The organism is Variovorax sp. 10N420, from assembly GCF_056394705.1.
The window spans coordinates 61712-73830 of the sequence record NZ_JBFTIJ010000007.1; the positions used below are offsets into that span (position 1 = coordinate 61712).

General features: G+C 63.5%; 12 protein-coding genes and 1 riboswitch. Of the genes, 10 read left to right on the plus strand and 2 right to left on the minus strand.

Annotation, left to right across the window (positions count from 1 at the left end; all coding sequences use genetic code 11):
* Positions 1–63: 63 nt before the first annotated feature.
* The 8 genes from AC1DEK_RS18990 (at position 64) to AC1DEK_RS19025 (ending at position 8277) form a co-directional block, all read left to right on the plus strand.
* On the plus strand, positions 64–717 hold the full coding sequence (locus tag AC1DEK_RS18990) for a TetR/AcrR family transcriptional regulator (RefSeq protein WP_478126829.1): 654 nt from the start codon (positions 64–66) through the stop codon (positions 715–717).
* A 95-nt stretch (positions 718–812) separates the two neighbouring features.
* A complete protein-coding gene (locus AC1DEK_RS18995; protein ID WP_478127080.1) occupies positions 813–1586 on the plus strand; it encodes an ABC transporter permease in 774 nt (257 codons plus the stop codon).
* 28 nt (positions 1587–1614) lie between these two features.
* Positions 1615–2616, plus strand: coding sequence for an ABC transporter substrate-binding protein (locus tag AC1DEK_RS19000; protein ID WP_478126830.1), 1002 nt, complete (start codon positions 1615–1617; stop codon positions 2614–2616).
* A 141-nt stretch (positions 2617–2757) separates the two neighbouring features.
* Complete coding sequence (locus tag AC1DEK_RS19005; RefSeq protein ID WP_478126831.1) at positions 2758–3540, plus strand: ABC transporter ATP-binding protein; 783 nt, start codon at positions 2758–2760, stop codon at positions 3538–3540.
* A 9-nt stretch (positions 3541–3549) separates the two neighbouring features.
* Positions 3550–4989, plus strand: a complete 1440-nt coding sequence (locus AC1DEK_RS19010) for an enolase C-terminal domain-like protein (RefSeq protein WP_478126832.1) — start codon at positions 3550–3552, stop codon at positions 4987–4989.
* A gap of 41 nt (positions 4990–5030) precedes the next feature.
* Positions 5031–6194 (plus strand): Gfo/Idh/MocA family protein, encoded by a 1164-nt coding sequence (locus tag AC1DEK_RS19015; RefSeq protein WP_478126833.1) that lies wholly within the window; start codon positions 5031–5033, stop codon positions 6192–6194.
* 9 nt (positions 6195–6203) lie between these two features.
* On the plus strand, positions 6204–7391 hold the full coding sequence (locus AC1DEK_RS19020; protein WP_478126834.1) for a dihydrodipicolinate synthase family protein: 1188 nt from the start codon (positions 6204–6206) through the stop codon (positions 7389–7391).
* 7 nt (positions 7392–7398) lie between these two features.
* Positions 7399–8277 carry a sugar phosphate isomerase/epimerase family protein gene (locus AC1DEK_RS19025; RefSeq protein ID WP_478126835.1) on the plus strand — a complete coding sequence of 293 codons (879 nt, stop codon included), beginning with the start codon at positions 7399–7401 and terminating at the stop codon, positions 8275–8277.
* Positions 8278–8295: 18 nt separating this feature from the next.
* Here the strand turns inward: AC1DEK_RS19025 and AC1DEK_RS19030 are convergent, their stop codons facing one another.
* Positions 8296–8763, minus strand: a complete 468-nt coding sequence (locus tag AC1DEK_RS19030) for a C40 family peptidase (protein WP_478126836.1) — start codon at positions 8761–8763, stop codon at positions 8296–8298.
* A gap of 133 nt (positions 8764–8896) precedes the next feature.
* Between AC1DEK_RS19030 and AC1DEK_RS19035 the strand changes: the two genes are divergently transcribed.
* Both AC1DEK_RS19035 and AC1DEK_RS19040 read left to right on the plus strand, forming a co-directional pair.
* Positions 8897–10021, plus strand: a complete 1125-nt coding sequence (locus tag AC1DEK_RS19035; protein ID WP_478126837.1) for a DNA glycosylase AlkZ-like family protein — start codon at positions 8897–8899, stop codon at positions 10019–10021.
* 58 nt (positions 10022–10079) lie between these two features.
* A riboswitch (FMN riboswitch) is annotated at positions 10080–10237 on the plus strand.
* 84 nt (positions 10238–10321) lie between these two features.
* Complete coding sequence (locus AC1DEK_RS19040) at positions 10322–10834, plus strand: 6,7-dimethyl-8-ribityllumazine synthase (protein WP_478126838.1); 513 nt, start codon at positions 10322–10324, stop codon at positions 10832–10834.
* A gap of 10 nt (positions 10835–10844) precedes the next feature.
* Here AC1DEK_RS19040 and AC1DEK_RS19045 read toward each other — a convergent pair whose 3' ends face one another.
* Positions 10845–12083, minus strand: a complete 1239-nt coding sequence (locus AC1DEK_RS19045; protein WP_478126839.1) for an MFS transporter — start codon at positions 12081–12083, stop codon at positions 10845–10847.
* Positions 12084–12119 lie beyond the last annotated feature (36 nt).

Consider the following 12119-nt stretch of genomic DNA (forward strand, 5'->3'; position numbering starts at 1 on the left):
GATGAATTATGTGCGGGCCTCGCGCCGGCTTGCCTTAATTCACCGATTGGTTAAATTCGCCACATGCGCACAAAAGCCAGACACACCGCGCCGAGCGAGCCGCGTTCCCGGGACGCCGACCGATCGCAGCTCGCCATCCTTGCATCGGCTCGCGACGAGTTCGCACGGCATGGTCTTGCCGGTGCCCGCATGGACAGCATCGCCGAGCGCGCGGGGCTCAACAAGCGGCTGATCTACTACTACTTCGGCAGCAAGGACGACCTCTTCCTCGCCGTGCTCGAAGGCACCTATGCGGACATCCGGCAAGCCGAGCAGCGGCTTCACCTGGACGAGGTCGAGCCCGTCGAGGCCATTCGTCGCCTGATCTCCTTCACGTGGCACTACTACCTGGAGCATCCGGAGTTCATCACGCTGCTCAACAGCGAAAACCTGCATCGCGCCGAGCATCTCAAGCGCTCCGATCGCATCCAGGAGATGAACTCGCCGCTGGTTCAACTGCTCGACGGTGTACTGGAGCGGGGCAAGCACAACAATCTCTTCCGCGCTGGCGTCGATCCCGTTCAGCTCTACATCTCCATCGCCTCGCTCTGCTATTTCTACCTGTCGAACAACGACACCCTGTCAGCTGTGTTCGGACGCAATCTGCGCGCACCCAAGGCGATGGCGCAGCGACTCTCGCACATGACGGATCTCGTACTGGGCTACGTCCTGCGCTGATACGGGTATCTCCTAGGCACGCACTCGTTGCGCCGTTGCAATGGGCTTCCTAGAATCGTTAATTCACTTGTCGGTGAATTGAACATACCTTGTCGATGCTTCGCAACTTCCTGCTCTCCCCCGCGCTGCGGCCTTTCCTGCTCATCGTGATTCTGCTGGTGCTGTGGGACCTCGCGATCCGGCTTTTCAAGATCCCTGCCTACCTGATCCCTCCGCCATTGCAGGTTGTGCAGCAGTTGATTGCCGAGTGGCCGCGCCTTCTCGCGGAAAGCTGGAAGACCACGGTCGCGACGCTCGGCGGATTCGCACTGACGATCGTGATCGGGATTCCGATCGCGATGGTGATCGCCTATTCGCGCCTGGTGGAGTCCTACGTCTATCCGCTGCTGGTGTTCTCGCAGAGCATTCCCAAAGTCGCGATCGCCCCGCTCTTCGTCGTGTGGTTTGGCTTCGGCATCTTTCCGAAGGTGATCTCCGCGTTCCTGTTGGGTTTCTTTCCGGTGGTGGTCTCGACGGTGATGGGTTTCAAGTCGGTCGAGCCCGACATGCTCGACCTGGCCCGCTCCATGGGTGCGAGCCGACTGCAGACCTTCTTGAAGATCAGTCTCCCGCAGGCGATGCCGGCGATCTTCAGCGGGCTCAAGGTTTCGGTCACCTTGGCCGTGGTCGGCGCAGTCGTCGGCGAGTTCGTCGGCTCCAACTCCGGCATCGGCTACGTGCTGCAGGTCGCCAACGGCAACTTCGACCTGCCGTTGATGTTCGCCGCCCTGGTCGTGCTGTCGACGATCGGAGTGATTCTTTTCGTCGCCGTCGACCTCGTCGAACGGCTGATGATTCCGTGGCATGCGTCGCAACGCCACGCCCAGTGAGTTCCAACCACTCTTCCAGGAGACAACCATGAAGAAGATGCTGACATCCCTCATTGCCGGAGCCACTGCGGCACTGGCGCTCGTCTTGACGCCCGCACATGCGCAGAACAAGCCGCAGGACAAGGTCACCCTGATGCTCAACTGGTATCTCTACAGCGAGCATGCCCCGTTCTTCCTGGGCAAGGAGCGCGGCTATTACGCAGACGAAGGCATCGACCTCGACATCCAGGAAGGCCGCGGCTCGGCCGTGACCGCGCAGGCAGTGGCCGCCAAGTCGGCAACCTTCGGCTATATCGACGTCACCACCATGATCAAGGCCGCCGCAAAGGGCGCTCCGCTGAAGTCGACGGGCGTCCTGTTCCAGGTCAGCCCGATGTCGGTCATGGGTTTCTCCGAAAAGAACATCAAGACGCCCAAGGACGTCGTCGGCAAGACTGTGGCCACGACGCCGGGCGACTCGATGTCGCAGATGTGGCCGCTCTTCCTGAAGGTCAACAACATCCAGGCCGACCAGGTGAAGATCGTCTCGGGTGACGCGCAGACCAAGCTCAATGCGGTAACCAGCGGCCAGGCCGACTTGCTGCTCGGCTATGTGATGGACCAGGCGATCAAGCTTCAGGACGCCACTGGCAAGCCTGTCACGCCGATCCGGTTCGCGGACTCCGGCGTCAACCAGATCAGCTCGGGGATCATCACCAACAAGAACCTCCTCACCGAGAACCCCGACCTCGTGAAGCGCTTCATGCGCGCCTCGACGCGCGCCGCCGAGGCCGCCGAGAAAGACCCCGCTGCCGCTGTTGACGCCATGCTCAAGGCCAACCCGAAGGCCGGCGTGCGCGACACGCTCATCCTGGGTATGAAGCAGAGCGTGGCGCTCTATCACACCAAGGACACCGCCAACCAGCGCCCCTTCCGTGTCGCGATGAAGAACGTGGACGACTCACTCGACCTGCTCGTGCAGTACGGCGGGATGGACGCCGCCACCCGCGGCAAGGCCGAAGACTACGTGACGCTCGACTTCCTGCCCTGACCAGCTCGCCCCCAGGCTGCGCGCACTTCGTGTCGCTTCGCCTACCCCCTACCGGGGGCAACACCAGCGGTCCGGCAAAGCCGGCTCCGCGGTGTTTCCCTAAAAGGTGCGTTCCAGTTCGGCTCCGTTTTTTCTTAATTCATGACTTCTGATGTTTTGATCGAAGCGCGCGGCGTCTCGAAGATCTACCAAAGCAAGGACGGGCCCATCGAATCGCTGAAGCCGCTCGACTTCTCGATTCGCGCAGGGGAGTTCGTCTCGGTGGTGGGGCCCTCAGGCTGCGGCAAGAGCACGCTGCTGAAGATGGTCGCGGGGCTCCTGCCGATCAGCGGCGGTACGCTCTCATTGGCTGGCCATCCGATCATCGGTCCGCAAAAGGACGTCGGGATCGTCTTCCAGAGCGCGGTGCTGTTGGCATGGCGAAGCATCGAGGAGAACATCCTCCTGCAGGCCGAGATCCGGCGGATGCCCAGGACGGCGGCACGCGAACGCGCTCGCGAGTTGATGAAGATGGCCGGACTCACCGGCTTCGAGAACAAATACCCGTGGCAACTTTCCGGCGGCATGCAGCAGCGAGCGTCGATCTGCCGCGCGCTGCTGCACGACCCGTCGGTACTGCTGATGGATGAGCCCTTTGGCGCTCTCGACGCGATGACACGCGAGAAGATGAACCTAGAGCTCCAGCGCATCTGGTCTGCCTCCAGGAAGACGGTACTCCTGATCACGCACAGCATTCCCGAGGCAATTTTCTTGTCGGACCGCGTGATCGTGATGAGCGAGCGCCCCGGTTCGATCGCCGCCATCTACGACATCGACCTGCCACGGCCCCGCCCCTTGGATGTCATGGGCACCGAACGCTTTGCTGCGTACGCACGCACTCTGCGCGCGCACTTCTTCGCGCAAGGTCACCTGGACGCGCACTGACGCTTCGCCATGTCCGCCGCGAACATCTCTTCCGCGCCTTTCGTGCGCGTGCTTGCCGTCGAAACCGGCATGCGGCCGATGACGCTGCGCCTGCCGTTCAAGTTCGGCGCAGTCACGCTCACCCGCTGTCCGCAGGTGTTCGTGCGGGCCACCGTCGACTGCGGTGCGCACGGGGTGGCCGAAGGCTTTGCGGCCGAACTGATGGTGCCCCGCTGGTTCGACAAGCGGCCAGACCGAACCCAGGCGGACAACGTCACGGACCTTGGATGGGCATTAGAGGCCACGGCCAATGCCTACACGACAGCCGAAGCCGCGCCGGCATTCGCCCTGTTCGCCCGGCACTATGAATCGCTGATGGCACACGGCGCTGCACTCGGCCGCACGACGCTCTCGACCGCCTTCGGCCAAGCCGTGCTCGATCGCGCAGTCCTCGACGCGCTATGTCGCGCGACACAGGTGTCGGTCTACACCGCTATCCAGTGCAACATGATCGGAATGGTCGACACATCTCTGATGAATGACCTCCACGGCTGGGACTGGAATCGCTGGCTTGCCAAGCGCACTCCGGCCGACCATCTGCAGGCGCGCCATACGGTGGGCATGCTCGACGTACTGGATGGCGACACGGAGGATGCGGCCGGGCTGCCCGTCAGCCTCCCGGCCGTGGTGCGCCGCTACGGCCATCGCTATTTCAAGATCAAGCTGGGCGGGAATCCTGAGACGGATCTTCAACGGCTGCAGCAAGTGCTGGCGACGCTCGACACCATCGCGCCTGGGCATCAGTTCACCCTCGATGGCAATGAACAGTACGCCGACGCATACGCGCTGCGCGCGCTCTGCGAGGGCCTGCGCCAATTGCCGCAGCTTGCCGCTCGTCCCGAAGCACTGCTCTATCTCGAACAACCCCTGCCGCGCGACGCCAGCATGGACCCGGCGCTGCTCGAATTGCAAACGCCTTCGCCGCTCCTGCTCGATGAAGCGGATGGCACTCTGGACGCGTTCCATGAAGGGCGTTCGCATGGATGGCGAGGTGTCTCCAGCAAAGCTTGCAAAGGCTTCTACAAAGCCTTGATCAATCGCGCACGCTGCGATTCGTGGAATTCGGCCGATGCAGGCGGTCAATATTTCATGTCCGCCGAAGACCTCACATGCCAGGCAGGACTGGCCGTGCAACAGGACCTGGCACTTGCTTCCCTGCTTGGTCTGCAGCACTGCGAGCGCAATGGCCATCATTACGTCGATGGCTTCGGCATTGCGCCAGCGGATGAACAAGCCGCCTTTGCCGCCGCGCACAGCGACCTCTACGAAACCAGCGCTGGCCGCCCTCGCCTGGCTATTCGCAATGGCCGGATCGAGATCGGTTCGTTGGCAAAGACCGGCTTCGCTCACTCGGCAGTGCCTGATTTCGCCGGCCTGCACCCCCTCTCGCTTGCGTCCACGTTCGTGTAGACGCTGGCGCACTTCAACTCTCAAACACAGCGGAGAACACCATGACAACACAAAGGCTCGGAATCATCATGCACGGCGTCACCGGACGCATGGGCACGAACCAACACCTGATTCGCTCGATCGTCGCGATCCGGGCGCAGGGAGGCGTGACGCTGTCTAACGGCGACAAGGTCATGCCCGACCCGATCCTCATCGGACGCAACGCAGAGAAGATCCAAGCGCTGGCCAAGGCGCATGGAATCGAGCGCTGGGGCACCGATCTCGATCTTGCGCTGGAGAACAAGGACGACACCATCTTCTTCGACGCGGGCACCACGCAGATGCGCCCCACCCTGCTGGCCAAGGCCATCCGCGCAGGAAAGCACGTCTACTGCGAGAAGCCGATCGCGACCAATCTGAACGAAGCGGTGGAGATCGCCCGTCTTGCCGAAGGCTCTGGGCTCAAGCATGGCGCGGTGCAGGACAAGCTCTTCCTGCCTGGCCTGCGCAAGCTCGACATGCTGCGGCGCGCCGGCTTCTTCGGTCGCATGCTGTCGGTGCGGCTCGAATTCGGCTACTGGGTGTTCGAAGGCGACCTGCAGCCCATTCAGCGCCCGTCGTGGAACTACCGCAAGGAAGACGGCGGCGGGATGATCCTGGACATGATGTGCCACTGGCGCTATGTGCTGGACAACCTGTTCGGTGAGGTCAAGTCCGTGTCCTGCCTCGGGACGACTCACATTCCCAAGCGCTGGGACGAAGAAGGCAAACCGTACGAAGCCACCGCGGACGACGCGGCCTACGCGACCTGCGAACTCAAGGGACACAACGGCGAGCCGGTGATTGCGCAGATCAACATGAGCTGGGTCACGCGCGTGCGGCGCGACGATCTCGTCACCTTCCACGTGGACGGCACCGATGGCTCCGCCGTTGCGGGCCTGTCGTCGTGCCGTGCGCAATCGCGCGTTGCAACGCCGCGGCCAGTCTGGAATCCGGACGAGAAGCAGACGATGAACTTCTTCGATCAGTGGCAGGAGATTCCGGATTCGCAGGTGTACGACAACGGCTTCAAGATCCAGTGGGAACATTTCATTCGCCACGTCGTGGAGAACGCGCCGTACAGGTGGACTCTGCCTGAAGGCGCCAAGGGCGTGCAGCTCGTCGAGGCGGCGCTCGAAAGCTGGAAAGACCGGCGCTGGGTCGACGTCCCCGAACTCAAGATCTGAGTCTTTCCCATGGCCATTTCACTCACTCTCCCCACCGCGAGTGGCTCTCTCGCGCCCTACACACTGCGCGGAAGCACCCCAGTCAAGCCGCCGGCGGGCGTCAAGTTCGACCGCACCGCCTATTCGGCAGCGCACGTCGTGGCCGATGCCACGGCCGCCATCGACCCGTGGCTGCAGTGCGCGGTCGACTGGGATGCCACTATCGACTACCGCCGGCACCTTTGGTCGCTCGGCCTCGGCGTGGCCGAAGCAATGGACACCGCGCAACGCGGCATGGGTCTGGATTGGCCGACCTCTCTCGAACTGATCCGCCGCTCACTCGACGCCGCAAAGCACGTACCCGGCGCGCTGATCGCATCCGGCTGCGGCACTGACCATCTGGACATCGACAACGTCAAGACCACCGACGACGTGATCCGCGGCTACGAAGAGCAGATGGCGGCAATCGAAGCGCTCGGCGGCAAGCTGATCGTGATGGCCAGCCGTGCGCTCGCCCGCGTCGCCAGGAGCCCCGCCGACTACGAGCGCGTCTACGACCGCATCCTCAGCCAGGCGAAGCAACCTGTGGTGCTGCACTGGCTCGGCGATATGTTCGATCCGGCGCTCAGCGGCTATTGGGGCATGCCGGACATCGATCGCGCAATGGACACGGCGCTCGGCATCATCGCGGCGCATCCGCACAAGGTCGATGGGATCAAGATATCCCTGCTCGACAAGGACAAGGAAATTGCCATGCGTCGCCGCCTCCCAGCGGGTGTTCGCATGTACACCGGCGACGACTTCAACTACGCCGAGTTGATCGCGGGCGACGGATACGGCAGCGAACCCACGCACGGCAAGAGCGATGCGCTGCTCGGCATCTTCGACGCGATCGCACCGGCAGCAAGCGCCGCACTGGGCGAGCTCGCGCTCGGCAACGTCGACAAGTTTCATTCGATCCTGGGCCCGACGGTTCCTCTGTCGCGCCACATCTTTGCGGCACCCACGCGCTTCTACAAGACGGGCGTGGTCTTCATGGCATGGCTCAATGGTCATCAGAGCCATTTCACGATGGTCGGCGGTCAGCAGAGCACGCGCTCTCTGCCGCATCTGACAGAACTGTTCAGGCTCGCCGACGCGGCGAACCTGCTGGAGCAACCTGAGTTGGCGGTTCGGCGCATGAAGACACTGCTGGCTCTGCACGGCATTGAAGGCTGATTGGACGATGCGCGACTTCTCGAAGAATCACGACTGGCTGTCGATCAACACAGCCACCATTCGCAAGCAGCTCGGTGCCGAAGTGCCGCTGGACCGCATCATCGATCAGTGCGCCGCAAATGGCATCCGTGCCATCAGCCCGTGGCGCGACCAGGTCGGGGCCGTCGGGCTCGACAAGATTGGCAGGCAGCTCAAGGCACACGGCATCGGGCTTTCAGGGTACTGCCGCGGCGGCTTTTTTCCGGCACCGGACGCGGCGGGGCTCAAAGCAGCGCTCGAAGACAACCGGCGCGCCATCGACGAGGCGAAAACGCTCGGCGCGCCTTGCCTGGTGCTGGTTGTCGGCAGCCTCCCGGGTGCGCTCGATGGCAAGGCGATCTACAAGGACATCAGCCGCGCGCGCAGCGAAGTGCGCGATGGCATCGCAGCGTCCCTCGACCATGCGCGCCAGGTCGGCATGCCGCTCGCCATCGAGCCCCTGCACCCCATGCAGGCGGCCGATCGCGCCTGCATCAACACCCTCGAGCATGCGCTCGATCTCTGCGATGAACTTGATCCCACACGCTCGGGAATGCTCGGGGTCGCTCTCGACATCTATCACGTGTGGTGGGATCCCAAGCTCCAGCAGCAGATCGCGCGCGCCGGCAAGGAGCGTCTGCTGGCCTACCACGTGTGCGATTGGCTGACGCCCACGCGCGATTTGCTGTCCGATCGAGGAATGATGGGCGATGGCGTGGTCGAACTGAAGAAGGTTCGAGGCTGGGTTGAGGATGCCGGCTTCGAAGGCTTCAGCGAAGTCGAAATTTTCTCGACGCTCGACTGGTGGCAGCGCCCAGGCGACGAAACGCTGGCCACCTGCATCGAGCGGCACCGCAGCGCCGTCTGACCGGCGCGCCTTGGCGCCTCAGAGACGGCGCGCCTGCACGCGCTGGCGCGACCAATAGATGCCATCCAGACGATCGAGCCGCACTTCCCCGCCCGTCGAAGGTGCATGCACGAAGCGGCCCTCTCCGACGTAGATGCCCGCGTGCGATGGCGTGGATGCGCCGAAAAGAACCAGATCGCCCGAGCGCAGGTCAGAGATGGCTACCGGATATCCGAACGAAGCCATTCTTGCGACGGTGCGAGGGGTCGCTTGACCGACGCTGCTTCGATAGACGTAGGCGATGAGTCCGCTGCAATCGAATCCCCCCTCGGGTGTGTTGCCCCCGTAGCGATAGGGCGTGCCAACCAGCCCCAGCGCATGAACGGCGACATCGTTCGATTGCTCGGCACTCAGTGACGCGACGCCGGCGCCGGGCAACTTCGCCGGTGGGCTCGCGCAACCCACCACCCAAAGGAAAGCACTCAGCGACAACAGCCGAAACAGCATGCGGAGAGGCATCAGTCCGAGTGGAGGGAAAGGAGCAAGAGGAGCTGCAGACATGGCCCGGGAGCATGCCATAGGCATCGACTGCCGAGCAGCCAGCGCCACGACTTTCCGCTGCATGTGCTGCAATTCGCAGATGCCTGAACCGAACCTCGACGCACTGCGGCGCTACGCCGTATCACGCACCCTCTTCAAGCCGACAACGTTGCCGGGTGCGATCAGGCGGCTGGGGTTCGTGCAGGCCGATCCGATCCGGGCGCCGGCGCGCGCGCAAGACCTCACACTGCGTCATCGCGTCGCGGACTACCGCGCTGGCGATCTGGAGCAACGGTATGCGCGGCTGCCGGTCGATGAGGACTGCCTCGTCAACTATGGTTTCCTGCCGCGGGAACACCTCTCGCTGATGCATCCACGCGAAGCCCGACGCGCATGGGACCCGGAGACGAGTCGCAGGGCCGCCGATGTGCTGGCCTTCGTTCGCGAGACCGGGCCAGTGCATCCGCGCCAGGTCGAGCAGCAGTTCGCCCATGGACGCGTGACGAACTACTGGGGCGGATCGAGCAATGCGACAACGCATCTGCTCGACGACATGCACTATCGCGGAATGCTGCGCGTCAAACGGCGCGAGAACGGCACCCGGATCTACGAGGCGATCACACATGCACCGGCCGACGACAGCCCAACCGGCCGCGCACAACGCGCGGCTGCGCTGATCGACCTGGTGGTACGCAAGTACGCACCTCTGCCGGCTGCGAGCCTGACTTACCTCGTGCGTCTGCTCGGATATGGCGCACCGCATCTCACGGTGCAAACGCAGGCAGCCTTGCGGCTGGCGCGCGATTGTCTTGCGAGCTGCCGCATCGACGGCGTGACCTGGTATTGGCCGGCCAAAGAGAATCCGAACTCGCGGCGCCACGAGCCCGATGAAACGTTGCGCCTGCTCGCGCCGTTCGACCCGGTCGTATGGGATCGCCGTCGATTCGAGCTGCTATGGGGCTGGACGTACAAGTTCGAGGCCTACATGCCCGCGCCGAAACGACAGTTCGGCTACTACGCGCTGCCGATGCTGTTGCACGACCGCGTGATCGGCTGGGCCAATGTCTCGGTTCGCGACGGACAGGTCGAGGCGGCCTTCGGCTACGCCGGCAAGAAACCGGCAGGGCCGGCGTTTCGATCCGCTCTTGACGACGAGTTGGAGCGCCTGACGTTGTTCCTCTTGCGACGTCCCGGCGCCGATTTCAGGGTTTTGCCGCTTGCGTGACAGCACGGGTGGCCGGCCTTGCCTAGAATTCGTGCTGTTCCGGCCTGAGGGCCGGGACAAGCGTTCTCAGGGCGGGGTGAAATTCCCCACCGGCGGTGATGGCGGCGAAAGTCGCACAAGCCCGCGAGCGCCCGCAGCGCGCCATGTGCAGCGGGGTCAGCAGATCCGGTGAGATCCCGGGGCCGACGGTCACAGTCCGGATGAAAGAGAGCGCGACCCCGTTGCCGGGCAGCGCATTCGTGCGCGTGCCCCGGCTCCGGGTTCGTGCGCCCTGATTCAGGAAACCTTCAAAGGCAAACCATGAGTCAGATCAACGACCTTCCCCTCTCCGCCACACGGGCTTCGGCCCAAGCGCCTGGCCGCCGCATTGCATTCGTGCAGGCGCAATGGCATTCGGACATCGTCCATCAGGCGCGCGACGCGTTTCTCGCCGAAATGGAGCGCCAGGGCGTGGCGCTCGACACCATCGACGTGTTCGACGTGCCCGGTGCATTCGAGATTCCATTGCACGCCAAGCGGCTCGCGACTTCCGGTCGATATGCCGCGATCGTCGGATGTGCGCTCGTTGTCGACGGCGGCATCTACCGTCACGAATTCGTCGCCAGCACGGTGGTGAATTCGCTGATGACGGTACAGCTGGAGACCAACGTGCCGATTCTTTCAGCCGTGCTCACCCCACATCACTTCCACGAGCATGTGGAACACCGCAAATACTTCCATCGCCATTTCGCCGTGAAGGGCACGGAGGCGGCCGAAGCATGCATGAAGACCATTGAAGGCCTGAGCCGCGTCGACGCGCTGATCGCTGCCTGACGGAGCGGGTTCAGGCCGATACGGGGATGAGCGCCTCGCGCCGTACGCGGCGCACGTTGAAGGCGCTCACGATCAGCACCCCCTGCACCATCGCGAGGCCGACGATCACGCTGGCGTACTGGCCGTGGTCCATCAGCCGGCCAAAGACCAGCGGTGCAAAGGCTTGCCCGATGTCGAGCCCCGCATACACCACGCCATACACGCGTCCCGTGGCGTTGGCTGGTGTCGAACGCTTGACCAGCAGATCCCGCGACGGGCCCGCGATCCCCGCCGCGAATCCCATGGCGCCGAACATCACCGGCACGAGCAAGGGCGCGAAATCGCCAAACGCCAGCACGAGCGCGATGGCGGCCGCAATGCCGAAGCCTGCGCCGACGATGCGTTCGCAACGTGACGGATCCGAGGCCAGGAATCCGCCTACGACCATGCCGGCCGCGCTCGCGACCATGTAGATCGTCAGGCACATGGCGATCAGCGTCACCGGCACTGCGTGCAGCCGCCCCGCCGCCGTCGGCGCGAAGGTCTGCACGACGCTCAAGGCCATCGCGTAGAAAAAGAAAAACCCGAAGCACATCCACACCGCGGGAATCTTGAGGAAGGCAAACTCGCCGCCGGCTGCATCGAACCCCGTCGCCTTGTGCACTGCCTTGACGTCCAGCGACAGCACGCTGCGATTGACCCAGAGGATGAGCAGGACCACCACAGCCAAGGCCCCCGCCGAAGCCAGCGCCACTCGCCACGAGAAAGCCATTGCCAACGGCACCACGAAGGCGGGCGCCAAGGCCCACCCCAGGCTCCCGGTGATGCCATGCACGCTATAGGCATGGCCCAATCGCGTAGGCGCCACCTTGCGGTTGAAAAGCGTGTAGTCGACCGGGTGAAACACGCCATTGCCAATGCCTGCCGCCACTGCGCAGACGAGCAGCATCCAGTAGCTTTGCGCCATGGCATAGCCGAAGGCCGCAAGGCTCAACATGCCGAGCCCGACAAAGAGCACAGGCCGGGGACCCAGTTTGTCGACGATGAATCCAGAGGCTGCCTGCACCATGCAGGAGACGACGAAGAACACCGTCAGCACGGCGCCCAGCTCGGTGTAGCTCACGTTGAACGCATCCTTCAGCCATGGGAACAACGGCGGAAGAATCAGTTGACTGAAGTGGCTGACGGCATGCGCGAGGCCCACGAGGCCGATCAGCTTGGCGTCCGAACCCAAGGAAGGGGCGGTGGCGGTCGCATTGGAGGAAGACATGGATTGCAACAAGAATCTGGGTTGAGCACCGATCCT

Excerpts from the sequence above, each read along its gene's own strand:
- AC1DEK_RS18990 (WP_478126829.1), top strand. The coding sequence starts at position 64 with ATGCGCACAAAAGCCAGACACACCGCGCCGAGCGAGCCGCGTTCCCGG.
- AC1DEK_RS18995 (WP_478127080.1), top strand. The coding sequence starts at position 813 with ATGCTTCGCAACTTCCTGCTCTCCCCCGCGCTGCGGCCTTTCCTGCTC.
- AC1DEK_RS19000 (WP_478126830.1), top strand. The coding sequence starts at position 1,615 with ATGAAGAAGATGCTGACATCCCTCATTGCCGGAGCCACTGCGGCACTG.
- AC1DEK_RS19005 (WP_478126831.1), top strand. The coding sequence starts at position 2,758 with ATGACTTCTGATGTTTTGATCGAAGCGCGCGGCGTCTCGAAGATCTAC.
- AC1DEK_RS19010 (WP_478126832.1), top strand. The coding sequence starts at position 3,550 with ATGTCCGCCGCGAACATCTCTTCCGCGCCTTTCGTGCGCGTGCTTGCC.
- AC1DEK_RS19015 (WP_478126833.1), top strand. The coding sequence starts at position 5,031 with ATGACAACACAAAGGCTCGGAATCATCATGCACGGCGTCACCGGACGC.
- AC1DEK_RS19020 (WP_478126834.1), top strand. The coding sequence starts at position 6,204 with ATGGCCATTTCACTCACTCTCCCCACCGCGAGTGGCTCTCTCGCGCCC.
- AC1DEK_RS19025 (WP_478126835.1), top strand. The coding sequence starts at position 7,399 with ATGCGCGACTTCTCGAAGAATCACGACTGGCTGTCGATCAACACAGCC.
- AC1DEK_RS19030 (WP_478126836.1), bottom strand. The coding sequence starts at position 8,763 with ATGCTGTTTCGGCTGTTGTCGCTGAGTGCTTTCCTTTGGGTGGTGGGT.
- AC1DEK_RS19035 (WP_478126837.1), top strand. The coding sequence starts at position 8,897 with ATGCCTGAACCGAACCTCGACGCACTGCGGCGCTACGCCGTATCACGC.
- AC1DEK_RS19040 (WP_478126838.1), top strand. The coding sequence starts at position 10,322 with ATGAGTCAGATCAACGACCTTCCCCTCTCCGCCACACGGGCTTCGGCC.
- AC1DEK_RS19045 (WP_478126839.1), bottom strand. The coding sequence starts at position 12,083 with ATGTCTTCCTCCAATGCGACCGCCACCGCCCCTTCCTTGGGTTCGGAC.